Here is a 23,722-nt window from a genome sequence, read left to right as displayed (position 1 = left end):
TAGCTTATTCCATTGGAGATCTGTTAACATAGTTCGCGGCATGATGGTGAGGTCTGGTTGTTTTTTGGCGAAAGTAATTATACCAAATCATCATGCTGTTTAATAATCCCTCACAAAACATCAACACGCCCTACCCATTATATTTATTTTATTTTTGCCGTTTAAAACACTCGCCAAAGTCAGTTTGGAACGACAACAAGTTCCAAAACATGCACTCTCTATTAAAATCCCAAAGGGATTTACTTTGATGGACGAAAAATCCAAAAGATTAAAATATCCATCAATGAGAGATAATAATGAAAAAATCATCTTTACCGATGAGAGTGGAAAAGTTAACATCATAATGAGCTCGGGAATGGCATCTATTCTTCCAGAACAATTAGATATGTTTACAGATTCTTTAGTAAAATTAATGCCAAACTATCAACCATCACTCCAAAAAGTAATTGTGGATGGAAAAGATGCTAGGATAATAGATTTTATATCAAGTGCAATGGATACAAACATTCATAATAAAATGTTAACTACATCATTTAATGGTAAAGCAGTAATTGTTTCATTTAATACAACTGTTGATGAGTGGGAACAGTACAAAGATGTAAGCACTGATATATTGTTATCTCTAAAATTTGAATAAATTAACTTTTATTATTCAATTAGATAACGAAATTAAAGGAGCGATCTGAACTAGTTTTGCTCCTTTTTAATTAACTAAATTTCATCAAAGCTATCCAATCGCTGCTGTTGTTCCTCACTTAAGTTAAAAGCAAACTCTTCATGCTCACTCTGCCATGTATCAAAGCTCATCAGAAACGCAATAGCGGGGTCGATTTTACTCGCTGATTTCTTCTTATTCGGTTTGATATTGGCGTTGGCGTCCGTTTCTATCACGACATTAGACATCGCCCATGCCAGCACCGGATCGCCATTGTGACGAATGATTTTGCGGTTATGATTTTCGTGCAGACATTATCACCTCACTTTAAAATCCCAATTTCAACAATAAATAATTAATCTCTTGATGTAATTGGGAAACTGTTTTCTGTAGCAGCAATAGCAGAACGGTATGCTGTTAACCCATTCATACATGCAGGTACTCCTGCATAAACTGCCATCTGTATGACAACCTCAAGTAATTCTTCAGGGGTTACGCCAACATTAAGCGCCCCTCGCATATGTAACTCCAACTGTTGTGGAGCATTACCAAGGCTAACTAAAGAGGCAACAGTGAGCATTTCACGTGTCTTAAGGTCAAGACCTGGACGACCTACTACTGAACCAAATGCATAATCAGTAACCAGATAAGGTAAGTTTTCATCTAATTCTTTAAGGCGATTTATTACCTTATCGGCGAGACCTTTTTCTAACTGATTCATAATGTCCCGACCATGATTTGTCAGTTCAATACCTTGTTTCATATAGCTTTCTCCGTAAATGTTTTACTGGTGGAATGGTTAGAAGGGATCATAGCAATGATCAGTATGGACAGAACAATTGCCGCACCTGCGGTAACAAATAGTGCATGAAGTGATAAAGCGGAAACCAGCCAAGATCCCACTAAAGCACCAATACCGATTGCTCCGTTAAAAAACGAAACATACACCGCAGATGCAGGAAACGTTTTGTCGCCAGCCAGACGGAGCACCCAGGTTTGCAAGCCCACGAAAATCCCAGAAATTGCGACTCCCCATAAAACGATCGCTATCAGAATATCTGTGCGGGATAATAATTCTGCTCTGATACCTAAGTTCAGAAGAACAATGCCGATCAGCAAAGCAGACAGTGTGACTGTAGTTTTAAGATACTTATCAATGATAATGCCTGTCAGGAAATTCCCCATCAAACCTGCAATACCATAAATAAATAAGATTGTAGGGATGAAACCTTTAGAAAGGGTTGGTTGCGAATTGAGCCAAGGTTCAATGAAAGTAAACGCAGCAAAGTGTGCGGTAATGGCAAGTAATGTAGCCGCATAGATTTTCCACCATATGGCTGAATTCAACACACTTTTTAAGGCGTTAATGCCAATCGTACTTTGGGTCGTGATTTTAGGCACAAGAAGCATAATGCCAAAGAATGCAACCATACTCAGCAGTGCCATCAACCAAAATGCTTGACGCCAACCAAAGTACAGACCTATATAGTTAGACAAAGGGACGCCAAATACGCTGGCGGCTGAGACGCCACCAAAAACAATTGATGTTGCTGTACCCAGATACTTTACCGGAACCATTGCCACCGTTGTCGCCCCGATCATCGCCCAGAAAGCGCCATGAGCCACAGATCCAATGACACGAGCCACCAGTAGTACTTCAAATGAATCAATTGTTGCAGACAAGGTATTTGATATCACCAAGATGATTGTCAGCGTTAACAAAAGGATCTTTTTGGGTAGATTACCCAGAAAAACAGATGCCAAAAGTGCACTTAATGCCCCACCCCAAGCGTACAGTGTGACTGTTATTCCAATACTGGATTCGGAAGTATGAAGGCCATCGGCTATAGGTGTCAGCAGGCCAACAGGAGCCAGCTCCGTCGTCACAATAGTGAAAGTTGATATTGCAAGAATAAACAAAGCTAACCATATCCTAAACGACATCTCAGGATTTTTAATTTCTGACGTCATGAATTACAACCTTGGAATAAAAGTTAAAATGAGAACCCCTATTTAATTCTTCAATATCAAAATACCACCATGAATTTTCATGAGAATTGCTAATTTTGTAATTCATTTTTTATATCAATGGCTTTATTATTCATATTGAAGCCTTACAAATAATTTATATAAAATTTAAATTGTTATAATGTAAAAAATGAGTAGACAATGTGTTTTTCATTCAATATGCCACTCAATTAATGGAATGGAGAATTTGTGGACAGCATTAATAATAAGCTACCTAGCATAAAACAGTTGCAATGTTTTTTAGCTGTTGCTCAAGAGCTTAATTTCAGGAGGGCAGCAGAAAGGTTACATATGACACAACCCCCCCTGACTCGTCATATCAAATGTCTTGAAGCAACTCTCGGTTGTGATCTTTTTACTCGGAATACTCATGAAGTTCATCTGACAGACAATGGACTAATTCTGGTTGAAAAAGCAACATATCTCATCAATGAATTCACTCTACTCATGCGTAAAATTAAAAATGAGGAAGCTTATTTACGTATTGGGCTTACTAGCACTCTAAATTTTAATAATATATCGGCGCTCCGTAATAAAATTAAAGCCCTTATGGTAGGAGATGAAATTGACACACAGCATCTGGTTTCTAGCCAGCTCTTACATTTTCTCTCAAAGGATAAAATGGATCTTGTTATTATAGGAGAACAGAGCCTACATAATGAATATGATTTTCAATTTTACTGGCTCTATCGTGAACCTCTTCTGCTGGCAATGCCGTCCTCTCATCCTGGTAGTCTAAAAGAAAAAGTTTCTCTTACCGATGTTTCAGATCTCCCCCTTTTTTGGTTTTCAAGAAATGCAAATCCCGTTTTTTACGATAAATGTGAAAATTACTTTCAACAATTACCTTTCCTATTAAAAAGATGTAAGGAGCCTGATGACTCACTGGTCATGCTTTCCAGTATTTCAAGAGGAAAAGGCATGGCATTAATGCCCCGCTCTATGTGTATTGCTAATCAACAAGGACTTTGTTACAGAGAATTAGATGAAGTTGCGGCTCAATCCTTGAATATTGATGTTTATGCGGCAATACGTAAGAGTGAAACCAGAGAAATAGTCATTAATAATTTAAACAGTTTACTCAATAAGAAGGGTGTCTAACTACAAAAATGAAATTTTTCTCAGTGATGACTAAATGTCAAATTATGCAAGACACCCGCCCCGCTTCTTATCGGTTTAATGATAAAAAGCGGGGCGAGATTTTATGACGCACCAGATAAATATCTTTAACCGGATAATATCGCCGTCAATAATCGCTTGCTATTTCTGCATATCACTGACATTACACCGCCTCCGCTTCACAATTCATTGCTAACGCCATACTTAGGGTTTTAGCCAAAATGGTTTTATTTTTACTATCCTCCATCAGGCTAAAATGGTCGCCTGGTACAGATGTTAGCTGGAGCAAAGGATCAGGCATGACCTGATCCCAGCCTAACGACGGCTCCATACTCAAGGAAGGTAATGCGGTTTCCGTAACGAAAGAAAGCTGCGGATAAGGTTCTCTTGCATAAAACTGGTGGAGCGTTATCGCCAATGCTTGTGGTTCATATTCTTTGACCATTTGCATATAATTTACCATCTGTTCCCAACGTTTTGCGATTAAGTCAGGACGCAGGTTTGCCGGATAGAGTTCCAGTTTTTGTGCCGCAGCAATAAATTGCACCAAATTTAGTTTATCAATTCTCTGATGCAATGCTGCAATCTCCTCTTCATGTTCCCCATCCGACTGTTTTGCCAGTTCAGCAAGAAACTGAAGTTTGGGTTGAATAATCTGCTGCCTGAAACAATGAGGGGCAGGCGTATCAATCAAACCCAGGAAATCGACGGTTTCACCGGCATGCAAAAGTTGTTGGGCAATGGCATAAGCCAGTACACCACCAGCAGAGTAACCGTAGATCCGGTATCGGCCTTTTGGTTGAACCGCTTTCATAAAGGTGATCATTTTGGCGGCCAGCTCTTCAATAGTCGATACCGGTTCTTCATTGATGGACGGCCAGGGCAATGCGTAAATCGGATAGTCTGACTGAATATGTTGAGCTAATCCAAAGATATAGGAGTAATCATTCATGCCGCTGGGTACAAAGAATAGCGGCGGTTCCGTTCCGAATGGCTGCACAGGTATCGCACTGCTTTGCGGCTGAGACAGTGGGTCTAATGTGATTTTTGATGCCAGTTCAGCCAACACAGGGAATTGGAATAGGTTATTCAATGTACACATCAAACCCCGACCGGCGGCAAGGTTTATCATCCGCATAGCAAGCAGAGAGTGCCCCCCCAAGGCAAAGAAATTGTCATACCGGCCTATTTGCTCAATCTCCAGCAATTCACACCAGATGGCAGCCAATGCGATCTCAACCTCCCCCTGCGGCGCTTCATAGGCCTGATGAGCAAAGGCATTTTGATCAGGCTCCGGCAGTGCCCGACGATCCAGCTTACCGTTAGGAGTCAGAGGAAATGCGTTCAGACGTACAAAAGCCGTCGGCACCATATAATCAGGTAAAATAGCACTCAGATGTTCACGCAAACGGGCGGCTAGTCCGTTATCTTCGTCCGCCACGACATAAGCGATCAAACGTTTATCCTGTCCATCCCCCAGCGCCAGTACGATAGCTTCACGCACCGCCGGATACTCCGTCAACCGAGCTTCGATCTCACCCGGTTCAATACGGAATCCCCGGATTTTAACTTGCTGGTCGTTACGGCCAATAAATACCAGATTGCCATCCGGCAAGTAGCGGACTAAATCTCCGGTTCGGTACATCCGTGCGTCCGGTGTCTGACTAAACGGATCAGCCAGGAAACGTTCAGCGGTCAGATCAGGACGGTTGAGATAGCCACGCGCTACACCATCACCACCAATATACAATTCCCCTACCGCTCCCAATGGAACCGGCTGGCCGCTGGCATCCAACAGATAAACACAGGTGTTGGCCGTCGGACGTCCGATAGGCGTTAATGCCTCAATATAATCTGCCGGACAACGCCAGGTGGTGGCACATACCGTAATTTCTGTCGGGCCATAAGCATTGAACAGCGTGAACCGGCCACGCAGTGCCTGGAGCAGCGCCGCACTGGGCGCTTCTCCACCCAGTATCAGTGTTGGTTTTATGTTTATCTCCGGTAAATCCGCCCCATCCCTCAACAGAGCCGGTGTCAGGCAGGCATGAGTCACCGCCTGTTCTTCCAGATAATGCCACAGGCGGCGCGGATCCTGACGAACCGTGTCGACAGGAATATCCAGGGTAGCACCACCACACAGTGCCATCATGATTTCCCAGGTACTGGCATCGAAACCAAATGAGGCGAATTGCAACATCCGGCTATGGGGATGAATGTCAAACTGGCTGATTTTATCCTGGATAAGGTTGATCAACCCACGGTGTTCAACCATCACCCCTTTCGGCATACCGGTCGAACCAGAAGTATAAATCACATAGGCCAGATGCCGTGAAGTTAACGCAGGAACCTGCGGATTACTGTCCGGCTGGTCAGGCGGAGTATTCGGGTCAAGTACAGTGAATTTCGCCAGTGCTTTTTCACCCAATGCAGTAAGTCCGGTATTATCCGCCAGTACTACCCACGGAGCGGCATCATCCAGCATATACGCCAGACGATCAGCCGGATAGGCGGGATCCAATGGTACGTAAGCGCCACCCGCTTTCAGCACGGCCAATAGCCCCGCTATCCTTGCTGGTGAACGTTTCGCACAAATCGCCACCCGTTGATCAGGCTGCACACCCAGTTCGATTAATTGGTGAGCCAGCCGGTTAGCATAACCGTTCAGCTCCGCATAACTGAAAATTTGCTCTTCATAGATCAACGCCGTAGCATCAGGGTTTTTCTCCACTTGTTGTTCGAACAGTTGATGAATGCACAGTTGGTCGGGATACGCTGTTTCAGTTGCGTTCCAGGTTTTCAGTAATAAATTTTTTTCTGTCTCAGGCAGGATTTCCAGCATCTGCACCGGCGTTTCTGGCGCTTGTTCAAGTGCCTCCACCAAACTTTCCAGCGCCTGTTGCATATAACCACAGACCCGCTCCGGATCAAATGGCTGGACAATTTGCGCAGTTAAACCCAACGCTTCACCAAAATCTTCCACTGACAGCGTAAACGGATAGTTGGTTCGCTCCTGTGCACCAAGGAATTCAACACCGTCCATGATTTCATTCGAAGCCGTTGGCAATGCGTTGTGCCGATAGTTCAGCAAGGTACTGAACAATGGGGTTCCACCTTGTACGCCACTGCAACGTTGAGCCAGCGCCAGTGACGCATGTTCATGTGTCAATAATCCCGCCAGCCAGCGATGTGTCACCTGTACGCTGTCCCGTACCGGCGTATTATCCATATCCAGCCGTATCGGCAAGGTATTAATAAACAATCCCATGCCATTGTCTGCACCTTCACCGGCGGCCATACGCCCGAACAATACGGTGCCGAATACCACTTGTTCCTGTCCGCTGGTACGCGACAACACTTGCGCCCAGGCCAGATGACACAAGGCAGCCAGGCTAACACCCAGATGCCGAGCCTGGCTGCGTAAACGTTCGTTCAGCTCTGCGGTCAACATCCGGTGCGATTCTGTAACTTGTGAGCCATCACGATGAACCTCTGTCAATCCGAACGGCAACGTAGGCTCATCCACCTCAGCCAACATGTCGGTAAAGAAGCGAATATGCTGCTCCTGACTTACCCCCAGCCGCGCCTGTGCCACCAGATTGCGGAAAGGTGCCGGCGCAGGTAAATCGTTTTCCTGTCCATCAAGATAGGCCTGAACTTCGTCGCTCATCACATCCAACGCGGTATGGTCACCAATCAGATGATGCATCAGTTGCAGTACAATCCAGCGGCCATCGCTCTCCGGTGCCACGACAAAACGCAGCAACGGCGCCTGTCCCAAATCAATACGATACCGGCGCGGATCGAAATGTTGAGCTAATTGGTCGCTGACTGACCCATCGGCGGGATCCAGTGTCAATTCAGTCACCGATAATCGCACTTGACGGCACACCACCTGAGCAGGAACCGATAATCCTTCCCAAATAAAAGCAGTACGCAGGATGTCATGGCGGTCAATGACCTGTTGCACCGCAGCCAGATAACGATCCAGCAAAGACCGATCGGCAAAAGCCATCTGACCCGCCAGCAAATACGGGTCACCTTCGTTTGCTAATAGATGGTGGAACAATATACCGTCCTGTAACGGCGACAACGCATAGATATCCTGAATATTGGTAATCCCGCCCGATATCTGTTCGATGATGTGATCAATCTCAGGCTGAGTAAGATCAATCAACGGTAACATTTCCGGTGTCAGCTTCGTCGTTGCTGGCGTAATGACGTTGGCAGGCACACGTTCGCCCTGATTCAGTTTCAAGGTTTGAGCAAGTTCAGACAATACAGGGGATTGGAACAGGTCACGTACTGCCAGTGTAAAACCCAGATTACGCAAACGTTCGACCATACGCACCGCGAGCAATGAATGACCACCCAATGCAAAGAAACTGTCATGTCGGCTGATCTGCTCAATGCCCAGTAAGTCATGCCAAATCGCGGCGAGGGCGGTTTCCGCTTCCCCTTGTGGCGCCGCGTAAATCTGGCGGGCAAAGGCTTCTTCCTCTGGCATCGGTAGCGCCCGACGATCCAGTTTGCCGTTAGGTGTCAGCGGGAATGCATCCAGACGTACAAAGGCCGCCGGTATCATGTAGTCAGGCAATGATGTGCTCAGATGTTCACGCAGACGATTAACCAATCCATCATCTGCTTCTGCCGTTTCTACCACTACATAGGCAACCAGACGTTTCTCCTGCCCATCACCCAGTGCCAATACTTGTGCTTCACGTACCGCAGAATGTTCTGTCAGCCGAACTTCAATTTCCCCTGGTTCAATTCGGAAACCACGGATTTTAATCTGCTGATCGTTACGGCCAACAAATACCAGATTGCCATCCGGCAAGTAGCGAACCAAATCTCCGGTGCGATACATCCGTGCATTGGCTGCGCCACTAAACGGATCAGCAAGGAAACGTTCACTGGTCAGTTCAGGACGATTGAGATAGCCACGTGCAACACCGGCACCACCAATATACAGCTCACCTACTGCTCCCAAGGGCACCGGCTGACTGAGGGCATCCAGCAAATAAACACAGGTGTTGGCCGTCGGGCGTCCAATCGGAATGAATCCCCCCTGATAGTTTGATGGACAACGCCAAGCGGTGGCACAAACGGTAATTTCTGTCGGGCCATAGGCATTGAATACCGTTGCCCTGCCACTCAGTGCCTGAAGCAAGGCCACACTGGGAGCCTCACCGCCCAGTATTAGTGTTGGCTTGATGGTCATCGCCGGTAAATCAGCCCCATCCCGCAACAGGGCAGGTGTCAGACAAGCATGCGTTACCGATTGCTCTTCCAGATACTGCCACAGACGGCGCGGATCCTGACGAACCGCATCGTCAGGAATAGCCAGACTGGCGCCACTGCCTAATGTCATCATAATTTCCCAGACACTGGCATCGAAACCAAATGAAGCGAATTGCAACATCCGGTTATGGGGATGAATGGTGAACTGGCTGATTTTATCCTGAATAAGGTTCACCAGTCCGCAATGTTCAACCATCACCCCTTTCGGTGTACCCGTCGAGCCAGAGGTGTAAATCACATAAGCCAGATGATGAGAGGTCAATGCAGCGACCTGTGGGTTATTATCTGGTTGATCGGTTTCCGGCTGATCAGGCAATGAATTCGGATCAAGAACAATTTGCTGCGAAAGTATTTGCTCATTTAATACTGAGCGTCCGCTATTATCTGCCAATAAAATAGCCGGTGCAGCATCGGTCAAAATATGGTGCAAACGCTCACCCGGATAAGCGGGATCTAGCGGCACGTAAGCCCCCCCTGCTTTCAATATTGCCAACAGCCCCACTATCCGTGCCGGTGAACTTGCCATGCAAATCGCCACCCGTTGATCCGGCACGACACCCAGCGCGATAAGCTGATGCGCCAGCCGGTTAGCACGGACATTCAATTCTGCATAGCTAAGGGATTGGTTTTCGTAGACCAACGCTGTGGCGTCCGGGGCATTCTTCACCTGTTGTTCAAACAGTTGATGAATGCACAGTTGGTCAGGATACGCTGTTTCAGTCGCATTCCAGGTTTTCAGCAACAATGTGCGCTCAGTTTCTGGCAGGATTTCCAACCTCTGTACTGGCATTTTCGGCGCCTGTTCAAGCGCCTCTGTCAGGCTCTCCAGAGCCTGCTGCATATAACCGCATACCCTCTCTGGATCAAAGGGTTGGACTACCTGAGCAGTCAACCCCAAATCGGAACCTCCATCCTCTACCGACAACACAAACGGGTAGTTGGTTCGTTCCTGTGCCCCCAGGAATTCAATTCCGCCGATGATTTCATCTGCTGTGGCCGGCTGGGTATTATGTCGGTAATTCAGCAGCGCATTAAACAACGGTGTCCCACTGGCTACCCCGCTGCAACGTTGCGCCAGTGCCAGTGATGCATGTTCATGCGCTAATAATCCTGCCAGTCGGCTATGGGCGGCCTGTACACTCTCCTGCACCGGCGTTTCATCCATATCCAACCGTAACGGCAGGGTATTAATAAACAGCCCCATGCCATTGTCAGCACCTTCGCCAGCCTGCATACGCCCGAACAGCACCGTGCCAAACACCACGTGTTTCTGACCACTGGTACGCGACAACACCTGCGCCCAGGCCAAATGACACAGCGCCGCTACACTGACACCTAAACGCCGTGCCTGATTACGCAGACGGCTATTCAGTGCAGGCGGCAGCATTCTGTGTGATTCCGCCACTTGCGAGCCGTCATGGTGAACTTCCGTCAATCCGAACGGTAGCGTTGGCTCATCCACCGCCGCCAGCATATCGGTAAAGAAACGGGTATGCTCTGGCTGGCCGGTGCCCAACCGAGCCTGTGCCACCAGATGACGGAAAGGCACCGGTATCGGCAAGCTGTCTCCTCGTCCGGTAAGATACGCCCGCACTTCATTGTTCATCACTTCCAGCGTGGTATGGTCACCAATCAGGTGATGTAACAGTTGCAGCAGGAGCCAGCGGCCATCAGTATCCTGAGCAATAACAAAACGCAACAACGGCGCCTGACTCAGGTCAATACGATGCTGGCGCGGATCACAGCGTTGGGTCAGTTGGTCACTGATCGATCCGTCAGCCGGATTGAGTGTCAATTCTGTGATCGATAAGAGAACTTGACGACAAACCACCTGAGCCGGAACTGATAATCCCTCCCAGATGAAAGCGGTACGCAGGATATCATGGCGGTTAACCACCTGTTGAACCGCAGCCAGATAACGATCCAGCAAAGACCGATCCGCAAAAGCCTGTTGGGTTATCAGAAGATAGGGATCGCCTTCGTTTGCCAGCAAATGGTGGAATAAAATGCCATCCTGTAGCGGTGACAGGGCGTAGATATCCTGAATGTTGGCAATTCCGCCTGGAACTTGTTCAACTATGCGGTCAATCTCCGGCTGAGTCAGATCAATTAACGGCAACATATCTGGCGTCAGCGTCATCATATCCGGCGTAATGCCGTTGTCAGGTATCCTGATTTCACAATGTTGATCCAGAGACTGAGCCAAAACACTGAGTGTCGGATGCTCGAAGAGCGTTTGAATCGATACGCCCAGCCCCATACGGCGCAGACGTTCAATCATCCGTACAGCAAGCAGTGAGTGCCCCCCCAGCGCAAAGAAACTGTCGTGCCGGCTAATCTGCTCAACCTCCAGCAATTCACTCCAGATAGTGGCGAGCGCGTGCTCAATTTCCCCTTGCGGCGCTTCATAAACCTGACGGGCAAAAGCATGTTGATCAGGTGCGGGTAACGCTTGGCGATCCAATTTTCCGTTCGGCGTCAACGGAAAAGTATCCATACACACAAAAGCCGCCGGTATCATATAGTCAGGTAAAATAGTACTCAGATGTTCACGCAAACGGGCAGCTAATCCGTGGTCTTCTTCCGCCACGACGTAGGCGATCAAACGCTTATCCTGACCGTCACCCAACGCCAGTACCAACGCTTCACTCACCAATGGATGTTCGGTCAAGTGCGCCTCGATTTCCCCCGGCTCAATACGGAAACCACGGATTTTAACCTGCTGGTCATTACGACCGGCAAACACCAAATTGCCATCCGGCAGGTAACGGACTAAATCCCCAGTGCGATACATTCGGGCATCCGTGTCATCACTAAACGGATCCGTCAGGAATCGTTCGGCAGTAAGCTCAGGGTGATTGAGATAGCCACGGGCTACCCCCACTCCGCCAATATATAACTCACCGACTGCGCCCAGCGGCACCGGTTGACCGTGTTTGTCCAACAGATAGAGACGTTTGTTAACTGTCGGTCTACCAATAGGAATGGCTCCCCCCGTATAGTCTGACGGGCAGTTCCAGGTGGTGGCACAAACGGTGATTTCCGTCGGGCCATAAGCATTGATCAAATCCGCCCTGCCGCACAATGTTTGAAACAAGGCGGTAGCCGGTGTTTCTCCTGCAAACATTAATGTGGGTTTTATGGCTATTTCCGGCAAACCGGTGCCATCGTGGAACATGGCTGGTGTCATGCAGGCGAGTGTTATTCCCTGTTCTTCCAAAAAATGCCAGAGACGGTGCAGATCTTGCCGGATTGTTTCAGGTGGAATAACCAGCATAGCCCCACTGCTCAACGCCATCATGATTTCCCAGACGCTGGCATCGAAGCCAAATGAAGCAAACTGCAACATCCGGCTGGTGACACCAACATCAAACTGAGCAATTTGTTCCAGCGTCAGGTTAACCACACTCTGATGTTCAATCATCACCCCTTTCGGTCTGCCGGTAGATCCGGAAGTGTAGATCACATACGCCAGATGCCGTGAGGTGAGTTCAGGAACCTGTGGGTTACTGTCCGGCTGATCTGGCAGGGCATTTGGATCGAGTACAGTGAGCATCTTCAGTGCTTCTTCACCCAATGCTGCCCGTCCAATATGATCCGCCAGCAAAATAGTGGGCGCAGCATCAGTAAGAAAATAAACCAGACGTTCACCCGGATAAGCCGGATCCAATGGCACATAAGCCCCGCCCGCTTTCAACACCGCCAGCAATCCCACTATTCTCTCCGGTGATCGTGCCACACAAATGGCGACCGGTTGGTCGGGTACTACCCCTAATGCCATCAGTTGATGCGCTAATCGGTTGGCGCGGGCATTTAATTCAGCATAGTTAAGCGTCTGGTTTTCATACGTTACCGCGATGGCGTGCGGGGTTCTTTCTACCTGTTGTTCAATCAATTGATGAACACACAACTGTTCAGGATACGATGCTACGGCTGCATTCCAGGTTTCCAGCAATAATGTCCGCTCAGTGGATGGCAAAATATCCACGGTCGTGACTGATTGTTGAGGATGGTTCACCATCGCCCGCAATAGGGCTTGCAAATAGCCGACCTGTCTTTCAATCGTTTCAGGATCGAACAGGGCAGAAGAATAATTCAGTTCCCCAACAACCTCACCCGCCTTCTCCGTCAATTCCAGTTGCAGATCGAATTTAGCGATATCGTATCCCTGTACGACGGGTGTCACCGCTAATTCCGGTAGTTGCCACTCTTCTGTGTCACTCTCCTGCCAGGCAAACATCACCTGAAATAACGGGGTATGTTCTGGTCTGCGGGGCGGTTGTACGATCTCAACCACCTGTTCGAAAGGCAGATCCTGATGCTCTTGCGCTTCCAGTATCGTCTGCCGTACACGCCGGAGTAATGTGACCATATCCGGTGTAGCGGACAAATCAATGCGCAATGCCAGAGTATTGACAAAGAATCCGATCAGCGGCTCGATCTCCCGCCGGTTGCGGTTGGCGCTGGGTATCCCGATCACCAGATCATCCTGTCCGGACAGCCGCGACAATAGTGCCGCCCAGGCAGTCAGCAATGTCATAAATAATGTGGTGCCGTGTTGTTGTCCTAACTGTTTCAGAGCCTGTACCAACGTGGCATCAATCTGCACAGGTATCCGGCCGCCGGTAAATGATTGTCGGGATGGACGGGGACGATCTGTCGGCAATTCCAGCAATATCGGGGCATCGGCCAGTGTACGACGCCAGTAATCACTTTGCGCCTGCAATCCTTCAACAGAAAATACCTTACGCTGCCAAGCGGCATAATCAGGATATTGAATAAGCAACGAGGGCAATGGATCAGGCTGTTCATGCAAGCAAGCCGAATAAAGGGCGCTCAGTTCTGATTTCAATATCCCCAAAGACCAGCCATCAGACACAATGTGATGCTGAGTCAGCAAGAAGACGTAATCTTCATCAGCCCGTTGTATTAGTGCGCAACGGATTAAGGGATCACGGGCAAGATCAAACGGCGTTTCTGCTTCCTGTGCGCACAGAAGTTTAAGTTGCTCATCGACGTCAGGCACGTTACGCAGATCGTATTGTTTCACCGGTAGACCCGATCCCGCCGGCAGCAGCTCAACCTGAGGCTGACCGTCAGCCATGATAAAGACTGAACGCAACGCTTCGTGACGGGCAAACAGACGATTCAGCGCCTGCTGCCAGGCGGTAATATTAAGCTGACCCCGCAAATGCAGTACCAGCGGAATATGATAGGTGTCACTGACGCCATCAAACTGCGCCAGAAACCACAAACGCTGTTGAGCGAATGACAGCGGTAATGCACCATCACGAGGTACGGGAATAATCTCAGACAACCTACTCCTTCCCTCATTACGTTGAGCGCTGATCCTCTCCGCAAAGGCCGCGAGGGACGGTGATGTAAATAAGGCAACCAGCGGCAGTTCAACACCGAAAGCAGCGATACGATTCATGACCCGTACCGCTAACAGTGAATGACCGCCCAACGCAAAGAAATTGTCATACCGGCTGATCTGCTCAATGCCTAATAATTCACGCCAGACAGCCGCCAATGCTATTTCTATCTCCCCTTGTGGTGCTGCGTAAATCTGACGGGCAAAAGCATGTTGATCAGGCGCCGGCAACGCCCGACGATCCAGTTTACCGTTTGGCGTCAGCGGGAAGGCATCCAGACGCACAAAAGCCGCCGGCACCATATAATCAGGCAAAATAGCGCTCAGATGCTCACGCAAACGGGCAGCCAATTCGTTGTTTTCTTTATTTTCTTTGTCTTCTTCCGCCACGATGTAGGCGATCAAACGCTTGTCCTGCCCATCCCCCAGCGCCAGCACCCACGCTTCGCGTACCGCAGGATATTCTGTCAACCGCGCTTCGATTTCAGCCGGTTCGATCCGAAACCCACGGATTTTCACCTGCTGGTCATTACGGCCAACAAACACCAGATTGCCATCCGGCAAATAACGAGCCAAATCCCCAGTGCGATACATTCTCGCATCAATTGCATCACTAAACGGGTCAGCCAGAAAACGTTCGTCAGTCAGGTCAGGGAGATTAAGATAGCCACGTGCTACACCGACACCCCCAATATACAGCTCCCCCACGGCTCCCAATGGCACGGGTTGACCACAGTCATCCAGCAAATAAATTCGGGTATTCGCCGTCGGACGCCCAATAGGTGCCAATGCCTCGGTATAGTTTAACGGACAACGCCAGTGGGTGGCACACACGGTAATTTCTGTCGGGCCATAGGCATTGAACAGCGTGGCCTGACGGTTTAATGTCTGGAGTAGCGCTGGGCTGGGCGCTTCACCGCCCAGTATCACGGTCGGTTTTATCGTCAGCGTCGGTAAATCAGCCCCATCCCGTAGCAGAGCCGGAGTTAAACACGCGTGCGTCACCGCTTGCTCTTCCAGATAATGCCAGAGGCGGTACGGATCCTGACGAACCGTATCGGCCGGAATAGCCAAACTGGCACCGGCGGTCAGCGCCATCATGGTTTCCCAGACACTGGCATCGAAACCAAATGAAGCGAATTGCAACACCCGATTACCGGAATGAATACCAAACTGGACAATCTTATCCCGAATAAGATTGACCAACCCACGATGTTCAACCATCACCCCTTTGGGTACGCCGGTAGAACCGGAGGTGTAAATCACATAAGCCAGATGACGGGAAGTCAGCGCCGCTACCTGTGGGTTGCTATCCATTTGATCAGGTAAGGTATTCGGATCAATCAGAGTGTTCGGATCAACCAAAGTCAGCCCGACAAGCGCCTCCTCGCCCAACGCCATCCGTCCGGTCTCATCAGCCAATATTATTGAAGGCGCAGCGTCATTCAGGATATGCGCCAGACGTTCCCCCGGATAAGCGGGATCCAGCGCCACATAGGCACCACCGGCTTTCAGCACCGCCAACAACCCCACCACCCGCGCCGAGGTGCTTGCCATGCAAATCGCTACCCGCTGATCCGGTTCGATTCCCAATGCAATCAGTTGATGAGCCAGCCGATTAGCATCAGCATTCAATTTGGCATAGCTAAGAATTTTTCCTTCATACACTAACGCTGTGGCGTCAGGCGTGTTCTCTACCTGCTGTTCAATCAACTGATGAATGCATAACTGCTCAGGATACGGTGTTTCAGTTGCGTTCCAGGTTTCCAGCAATAAGGTACGTTCCGTTTCGGGCAAAATGTTCAGTGCCCGTACCGGTGTTTCCGGTGCCCGCTCCAGTACGTCTGCCAGACTTGCCAACGCTTGTTGCATATAACCACATATCCGATCCGACTCAAACGGCTGTACTACCTGCGCCGTCAGCCCCAGAGTAGAACCCCCGTCCTCTACCGACAGCACAAACGGATAGTTGGTTCGCTCCTGTTCACCCAGGAATTCGATACCCGGTATAGCCTCATGTGGGATCAGCGGCTGCTCATTATGTCGGTAGTTCAACAGAGCACTAAATAAGGGCGTGCCACCCGCTACCCCACTGCAACGTTGAGCCAGCGCCAGTGAAGCGTGTTCATAATCCAGTAATCCGGCCAGCCGGGACTGTGCCAACCGTACACTGTCGTGTACCGGTGTATCATCTATATCCAATCGCAGCGGCAAGGTATTGATAAACAACCCCATACCGCTGTCAGCCCCTTCTCCCGCCGCCATACGCCCGAACAGTACCGTGCCAAACACGACTTTATTCTGTCCGCTGGTTCGAGATACCACCTGCGCCCAGGCCAGATGACATAAGGTTGCCACACTGACGCCCAGACGTTTTGCCTGCTGACGAAGGCGGTTGTTTAACTCCGGCGATAACATCCGGTGCGACTGTGTGACCTGAGAACCATCACGATGCACTTCGGTTAAGCCAAACGGCAGTGTCGGCTCATCCACGTCAGCCAGCATGTCGGTAAAGAAGCGGGTATGCGCTGCCTGATTGATATTCAACCGAGCCTGCGCCACCAGATTGCGGAAAGGCACCGGTATCGGCAAGTTGTCATCCTGTCCGGCAAGACAAATCTGCACTTCGCGATGCATCACTTCCATTGTCGTATGGTCGCCAATTAGGTGATGCTGCAATTGCAGCACATGCCAGCGGCCATCGGTTTCTCGTGCTACTACAAAACGCAACAAAGGGGCTTGGCTCAGATCAAAACGATACTGACGTGGGTCAAAACGGTGAGCCAGTTGCTCCCCCACTGACCCGTCAGCGGGATCCAGTGTCAATTCAGTCACCGATAAAGGCGCTTGACGCCAGACCACCTGCACCGGTGCAGATAATCCTTGCCAGATAAAGGCAGTTCGCAGGATATCATGGCGATCAACCACCTTTTGTACTGCCGCCAGATAACGATCCAGTAGCGTCCGATCAGCAAAAATCATCGGATAGGCCAGCAGATAGGGATCACCCTCCTTCGCCAGCAGATGATGGAACAAGATGCCGTCCTGCAACGGCGACAGGGCATAGATATCCTGAACATTAGCGATCCCATCCGGCACCTGTTCAACAATATGGTCAATCTCAGACTGGGACAAATCAATCAGCGGCAACATTGCCGGTGTCAGCGCAGTAGTTGCTGGGGTAATGGTATTCGGCGGTATCACTACAGCCTGATGTTGCTCCAATGTCTGGGCCAGTGCCGACAGCACCGGATACTGGAACAGATTACGGGCGGCCAGTGTTAATCCCAGACTACGCAGGCGTTCAATCATCCGTATACCGAGTAAAGAATGGCCGCCCAGCGCAAAGAAACTGTCATGTCGGCTAATTCGCTCAATACCCAGCAATTCGCGCCAAAGATTCGCCAGAATAATCTCCATCTCTCCTAGCGGCGCTTCATAAACCTGACGGGCAAAGGCATCCTCCCGCGGTGCCGGCAATGCCCGACGATCCAGTTTCCCATTCGGCGTCAATGGATATTCATCCAGACGTACAAAAGCCACCGGTATCATATAATCCGGCAATCGCGTACTCAGGTGTTCACGCAGGCGAGCGGCTAATCCGTTACTCTCTTGGGTCAGCACATAGGCAACCAGTTGTTTATCCTGCCCCTCACCTAACACCAGTACTACAGCTTCACGTATCGCCGGATATTCCACCAGCCGAGCCTCAATTTCCCCTGGTTCAATTCGGAATCCACGGATTTTCACCTGCTGGTCGTTACGGCCAAGAAATTCCAGATTGCCATCCGGCAGATAGCGAGCCAAATCTCCGGTGCGGTACATACGCGCATTCGGTTTATCACTAAATGGATCGGTGAGAAAGCGTTCAGCGGTCAGTTCAGGGCGATTGAGATAACCGCAGGCCACTCCGTCACCCCCGATATAAATCTCACCGATCATCCCCAATGGCACCGGCTGACCGTCAGTATCCAGCAAATAAATTCGGGTGTTGGCAATGGGCCGACCAATAGGAATGGAAGTCGTACCCGATGTTAATCCGTAAATAGGGTAGGTCGTGGTAAATGTGGTTCCCTCACTCGGACCGTAGGCATTCAATAACTTTTGTGGTGGGTTCTTATGCAATACTTGAGCAATGACATGCGGATCGAGGACATCTCCCCCGACCAGCAGCATTTTAAGTTGCGGCAGCACTGGAGATAGCTCCTCCGCCAGCCGGTTAAACAGCCCGACACTCATCCACAAGACCGTAATGCGATGCGCCTGTAACGCCTGGACAAAATCTCGCGGCGTCAGCAACGTAGTATGATCAATAATCACCAGCGCAGCACCGTTGAGTAACGGCGCCCAAACTTCGAAGGTGCTGGCATCGAAAGCCGGATTAGCGGCGAAAGCAATTCGGTCATTAGGCTCGATGTCAGCATAGCCATTATTGATAACCAGCCGGACGACAGCCCGATGGGGCACGATGACCCCTTTTGGTATCCCCGTCGAACCGGAGGTGTACATAATATACGCGGGTTCGGCACTGATCCCCAATAAATCAAGATTGCGATGCTCCTCTTCCCTGATCGATTCTGTCTCACAAGTAAGACGGAGCCGTGGAATAGCCAATTCAGCCGGTATCTCCGTTTGCTTATCAGTCAGGAGTAATTTGGCAGCACAATCGTTTATCAACCAGATTTTCCGTTCATCCGGTACATTGGGATCAACAGGGACATAAACCGCACCAGCCTTAAGGATAGCTAACTGAGCCACCACCAGTTCAATTGAACGTTCTGACAGGATCGCTACATGGTCACCCTGGCAAACCCCCTGTTTAATCAGTTGGTAAGCCAGCCAGTTGGCTCGGTCGTTCAATTCCGCATAGCTCAGGGTCTGATCCTCGGCGATTAACGCAACGGCAGTCGGGGTTTTCTCTGCTTGTTGTTCAAACAACTGATGAATACATACATGGTCAGGATATGGGGTTGCCGTGGCATTCCAGGTTTCCAGCAACAGGGTATATTCAGCCTCAGATAACCCATCAAACTTGCGCACAAATATGTCATCACTTACCTTTTCTGATGACACACTCACTAACCCAGTTTCAAGGATATTTTCCTTTCTGGTAATGCTGCTTTTCATCTGCTTTTACTACCTCAACGAATCTATTGGATATTTGAAAACTGTTATTCCCAGCAACCTTCACAAATATTTTTCTTTTATTTTTCGGAGCAATAACAACGGACACGCCAAGTATCGAAAGATACTCAGGTAATATTTTCTCTCAGGCGCTGGATGTCATAGTCAGGTTAATAACTGCACAGCCAAAAATGGTGTGACAATAATTTTCCAAACAGCGGAATAAATGTTCATTTAATGAACCAGAAGAAGGTATTCCATTTTTTATTAATCGACTCTGAATTCCAAAGCCAAATAAAAAATGGATTTATTGAATATATCTACTGTCATGAGTGCTAAGTCCTTGCTGTATTTTATCCATTCAGCATTAGTATTTATTTTGAATTATTTCAAATAGAATTAGTTTCTTATGTTTATGAATAGCTTACAAAAACTTATTTTATAATAATCAAATTACATAACTAATGTAAATGTAAACGCTAATTATAGTTAATGCCTAAATAAAACTATTTCAAATAATAATAATTTTATGAAAATAATTTCAAATTGAAATAAATAACATCTACCATGCACTTACCGTTTTCTGTCCAGTGGCGTTTTATTGGGATATTCATGCTATTTTGGTTATTGCTGGAAGGATTTTTCTATTTCAACGATTAATTATCTTTTTCTAAAATCACGTAATATCAGTGTTAAAGATAAACTCAGTTTCAAATTATTGCTTGATTCTAATAAGAAGGGGGCAAAAGTCCTTTGGCTAAATAAAGTCCTTCTGCATTTGTGTGGATTAATATGGGTGGTTAATCTGATATAGGGTGCTGCTTTGATAGCCAGTGAAGAAGTAATGTTCGTCAGGCGTTTCGGAATATCAACATTAGGAACGGTTTCTTTTTGTGCAATGATTTTATCTGGCATGTTAGTCATGTTAATGACGTTTTCTATCGTTGCTTTTTGCAATTTATACGCGATATCTCAAAAAAAACCTTCAATGCCGTTATTTTTCATAGATAAACCATCAGAGAAAATCAGAATACAATTTGATAAGACAACCGCTTACTAAGAAAAGAAGATATATTATTGTTTTTATTATACAAATGATAAATATCACTCAGGTTCTCGTAAGGATACCCCTGCCGTTTTCAAAACATTCAAAAATGCGAGTGAACTTCATTTTTAGGTGAATTTAAAGTCTATTTAGTTGAAAAGGTAATAGTAAACAATATTTTTAATAAAAATATAGAAAATTAACCGTGACATCCTCTAAAAACATTAGAATATTTTTACATAAGACAAACTGATAAAATTTTATTAAAAAACAAAACAATTTATACCAAACTGTCTGGTTTAGATTTATAATCTATATAATTGGCAGTAAGTGGAATTAAATTTTGGATATGTAATGTTTTTAAAACATTAATTTTGGATGATCGAGCAATACTTGACTGGCATCAAGTAATATTTTTTCACCATTAATATTATTGCTATGCAACAAAATACGCGAATAACAAAAAAAATTCATATATTATAATTACTTAAGTGGAATTATTTGTAGTGTGCAATAAAATTTGACTTAGGTTAAGTTATGTAGGATTATGTTTACAGTTTGGTATATTTTGTCCAGTTTATAACCTCAAGAAAATCATCAACAAGACTGAAACATATCGATAAATATGATTTTAGATAAAAATTTACTGCCTTTTGCATGTTTATATTAATTAATCAATTAAAAATCAATAAAAATCAATTAAATAATTTTTTTAAATATAAAAAATCCCATAAAATAAAACCCAGAAATATATTGACTATTTTTCATACAGTTAAGATAGAAACTCTGTTTAAGCCGCCTCGGTAACTCAACCAAAAAATATGCAGAGGTAGCCATAAAAACAGGGATAACAGAAACAAGAGGCGTGTCAGAAAACGAAAACGGCAGATCAGGTGATAACAAATAAGCATACCGTGAACAGCAATGACGCCGTCAAGACAGGCCCTATTTTACGAGCACTGGCGGAACAGAATCGAATTCATTCCAAGCTCCAGAAATTCTTCTCAATAACGTCATAATTTATTGATTAAAAAGGATAAGATATGAAAGATTTAAATCCATTAGTCGGACAACGTATTCAGCTCAAAAGGAAAGAATTGGGTATCACTGCGACAGCATTAGCCAAGAGAATTGGCCTCAGTCAACAGCAACTTTCACGTTATGAAACGGGAGTGAATCGGATCAACCTAACCCATCTCGTTGGTATTGCCAAGATTTTTAGTACGCCGATTGAGTGGTTTTTCCTGGATTGCAACCCAGACAAGAAAGAGGACAACACTGTTAATAAAATTACGGATCAATATATTCCCATTGCCGAGACAATTATAGGCAAGAATGGTTGTTAAATGAGGCAAGATAACTTCGTCAGAAGCCTGTTGTGTTACTGATTTCAATTATCCCATTCAGGCTTCTGATTCTTATCATGCCACGCTATATTGCGGCATTTCATTACCCTTTCTCTTAGCACCGTCTCTTAGATGTACCAAGTGGTTAGCGCTAAAAAACAACGTAGCAGTTAATGGGAAATAGCCCACATCGCTGCAATATTCCGTGCCGTTACCTGCAAATTATCAGCACCCTTGGCAAGGGCATCAGCAAGGGAACAAGCCTCCGGTATAATAGAAAAGACTGCATCCAGACCATGTTGATGCACAACATGATAATCTCGGCTCATTCCCCCAACTAATGCAATGGTGGGAATGCCAAACTTTTTCGCAACGCGGGCAACACCAATGGGGGTTTTACCGTGTATGGTCTGACTATCCAGATGCCCCTCACCCGTAATGACCAGATCCGCCCCCTGAATCGCATCTTCTAGTTGCAAGGTGTCAATAATAATCTCAATACCTGACTGTAATCTTGCCCCCAGACATCCCAATAAGGATGCGCCCATCCCTCCAGCCGCGCCAGCACCAGCAGCATCAATCACGTTTTTTCCCGTAAGGGATTCTATTTTCATACCATAATGACGCAATGCAGAGTCCAACAATTTAACCATCTCAGGTGTCGCGCCTTTCTGTGGGCCAAACACCGCTGATGCGCCCTGTTCTCCACATAATGGGTTATCCACATCGCAAGCCACGATAAGTTCAACTTGCCTGAGACGTGGATCAAGGTTGGTTAAATCAATACCTTCTAGTCGGGTTAATGCCGCACCGCCGAATGGCAAAATACGACTGTCACCATCCAATATATTCGCACCAAGTGCCTGCATCATACCTGCGCCACCATCGTTGGTTGCACTGCCTCCAATGCCTAAAATCAGTTTGTGTACCCCTTGTTCCAGCGCTGCCAGAATCAATTCTCCTGTTCCATAACTCGTCGTTATCAGCGGGTTACGCTGTTCCATTGGCACCAAGTGCAAACCAGAGGCGGCAGCCATTTCAATCACTGCGGTTTTTCCATCACCAAGCAGACCAAAGAATGCCTTAACAGGTTGCCCCAAAGGATCAGTGACAGTACACTCGATACGTTTTCCCCCAGTTGCGGCCACCAGTGATTCTACTGTCCCTTCTCCGCCATCCGCCATAGGCAACTTGATATAGTCTGCTTGTGGATAAATCGCCTTAAATCCGCGCTCTATTGCCTGCGCCACCTGCAAGGCACTCAGGCTTTCCTTAAATGAATCAGGGGCAATCACAATTTTCATCATGGAATATCCTCAGCTCTTTGATATTAATTGCTATTTTACTGCTTATTTTGCGCGATCGAGTAGGAGACGGGATCACTCTCGTCGTCCTCTCACACCACCGTACGTACGGTTCCGTATACGGCGGTTCATGTTAACGCTGGAACTGCCGATGTTGTTCCAATAGTGATAGTAAGCCTGCTTTCCTGAGTAACGACACTTTTATCGCTTGGTTCATGTGGCTCGAACCTGCATTCCACCATGCTCCACGCTGGTTACATGCCGAACTCCACGCTCGTTGTTCGGGTAAACCCGCTGCCATTAATTTCTTGGCTCGCGTGTATGGACTTTTCAGGCGAACGCTTTTGTGCCAAGTTACGCTGTACCCTAAGAACTTGCGTTCCCACGGTCTCGCAACCGCACTTTTCTTCTTGTTGATACTCAGTT

At 47.3% G+C, this 23,722-nt stretch carries 8 protein-coding genes and 2 pseudogenes; 3 read left to right on the top strand and 7 right to left on the bottom strand.

Annotation, left to right across the window (positions count from 1 at the left end):
- Positions 1–247 precede the first annotated feature (247 nt).
- Complete coding sequence (locus Xedl_RS17240) at positions 248–637, top strand: hypothetical protein (RefSeq protein ID WP_083600383.1); 390 nt, start codon at positions 248–250, stop codon at positions 635–637.
- Between the two features lie 74 nt (positions 638–711).
- On the opposite strand, the pseudogene Xedl_RS17235 reads toward Xedl_RS17240, so the two are convergent.
- The 3 genes and pseudogenes from Xedl_RS17235 to Xedl_RS17225 all read right to left on the bottom strand — a co-directional run.
- Positions 712–951: pseudogene (locus tag Xedl_RS17235) on the bottom strand (terminase TerL endonuclease subunit); the annotation flags it as partial.
- Between the two features lie 59 nt (positions 952–1,010).
- Positions 1,011–1,418 (bottom strand): carboxymuconolactone decarboxylase family protein, encoded by a 408-nt coding sequence (locus Xedl_RS17230; protein WP_074025003.1) that lies wholly within the window; start codon positions 1,416–1,418, stop codon positions 1,011–1,013.
- Positions 1,415–2,626 (bottom strand): MFS transporter, encoded by a 1,212-nt coding sequence (locus tag Xedl_RS17225; RefSeq protein ID WP_074025002.1) that lies wholly within the window; start codon positions 2,624–2,626, stop codon positions 1,415–1,417. Before Xedl_RS17225 ends, Xedl_RS17230 begins: the two co-directional genes overlap by 4 nt.
- Positions 2,627–2,872: 246 nt before the next feature.
- Between Xedl_RS17225 and Xedl_RS17220 the strand changes: the two genes are divergently transcribed.
- Positions 2,873–3,784, top strand: a complete 912-nt coding sequence (locus Xedl_RS17220; protein WP_074025000.1) for a LysR family transcriptional regulator — start codon at positions 2,873–2,875, stop codon at positions 3,782–3,784.
- 181 nt (positions 3,785–3,965) lie between these two features.
- Here Xedl_RS17220 and Xedl_RS17215 read toward each other — a convergent pair whose 3' ends face one another.
- Together Xedl_RS17215 and Xedl_RS17210 are read right to left on the bottom strand one after the other, a co-directional pair.
- Entirely contained in the window at positions 3,966–19,604 is a 15,639-nt protein-coding gene (locus Xedl_RS17215) for a non-ribosomal peptide synthetase (RefSeq protein ID WP_074024998.1), read from the bottom strand.
- 657 nt (positions 19,605–20,261) lie between these two features.
- On the bottom strand, positions 20,262–20,516 hold the full coding sequence (locus Xedl_RS17210) for a hypothetical protein (protein ID WP_208605080.1): 255 nt from the start codon (positions 20,514–20,516) through the stop codon (positions 20,262–20,264).
- A 1,173-nt stretch (positions 20,517–21,689) separates the two neighbouring features.
- Between Xedl_RS17210 and Xedl_RS17205 the strand changes: the two genes are divergently transcribed.
- Complete coding sequence (locus Xedl_RS17205) at positions 21,690–21,992, top strand: helix-turn-helix domain-containing protein (protein ID WP_074024995.1); 303 nt, start codon at positions 21,690–21,692, stop codon at positions 21,990–21,992.
- 170 nt (positions 21,993–22,162) lie between these two features.
- On the opposite strand, the gene Xedl_RS17200 is transcribed toward Xedl_RS17205, so the two are convergent.
- A complete protein-coding gene (locus tag Xedl_RS17200; RefSeq protein ID WP_074025007.1) occupies positions 22,163–23,296 on the bottom strand; it encodes a glycerate kinase in 1,134 nt (377 codons plus the stop codon).
- A 133-nt stretch (positions 23,297–23,429) separates the two neighbouring features.
- Positions 23,430–23,722: pseudogene (locus tag Xedl_RS33730) on the bottom strand (hypothetical protein); the annotation flags it as partial.

The organism is Xenorhabdus eapokensis, assembly GCF_001908105.1.
The sequence above is the reverse complement of the archived record's forward strand: the minus strand, read 5'-3'. Positions and strand labels throughout refer to the sequence as shown.

Bases quoted from the DNA above. Each gene is read 5' to 3' on its own strand.
- Xedl_RS17210 (WP_208605080.1), bottom strand. From the start codon at position 20,516: ATGCCAGATAAAATCATTGCACAAAAAGAAACCGTTCCTAATGTTGAT.
- Xedl_RS17215 (WP_074024998.1), bottom strand. From the start codon at position 19,604: ATGAAAAGCAGCATTACCAGAAAGGAAAATATCCTTGAAACTGGGTTA.
- Xedl_RS17230 (WP_074025003.1), bottom strand. From the start codon at position 1,418: ATGAAACAAGGTATTGAACTGACAAATCATGGTCGGGACATTATGAAT.
- Xedl_RS17205 (WP_074024995.1), top strand. From the start codon at position 21,690: ATGAAAGATTTAAATCCATTAGTCGGACAACGTATTCAGCTCAAAAGG.
- Xedl_RS17200 (WP_074025007.1), bottom strand. From the start codon at position 23,296: ATGAAAATTGTGATTGCCCCTGATTCATTTAAGGAAAGCCTGAGTGCC.
- Xedl_RS17225 (WP_074025002.1), bottom strand. From the start codon at position 2,626: ATGACGTCAGAAATTAAAAATCCTGAGATGTCGTTTAGGATATGGTTA.
- Xedl_RS17240 (WP_083600383.1), top strand. From the start codon at position 248: ATGGACGAAAAATCCAAAAGATTAAAATATCCATCAATGAGAGATAAT.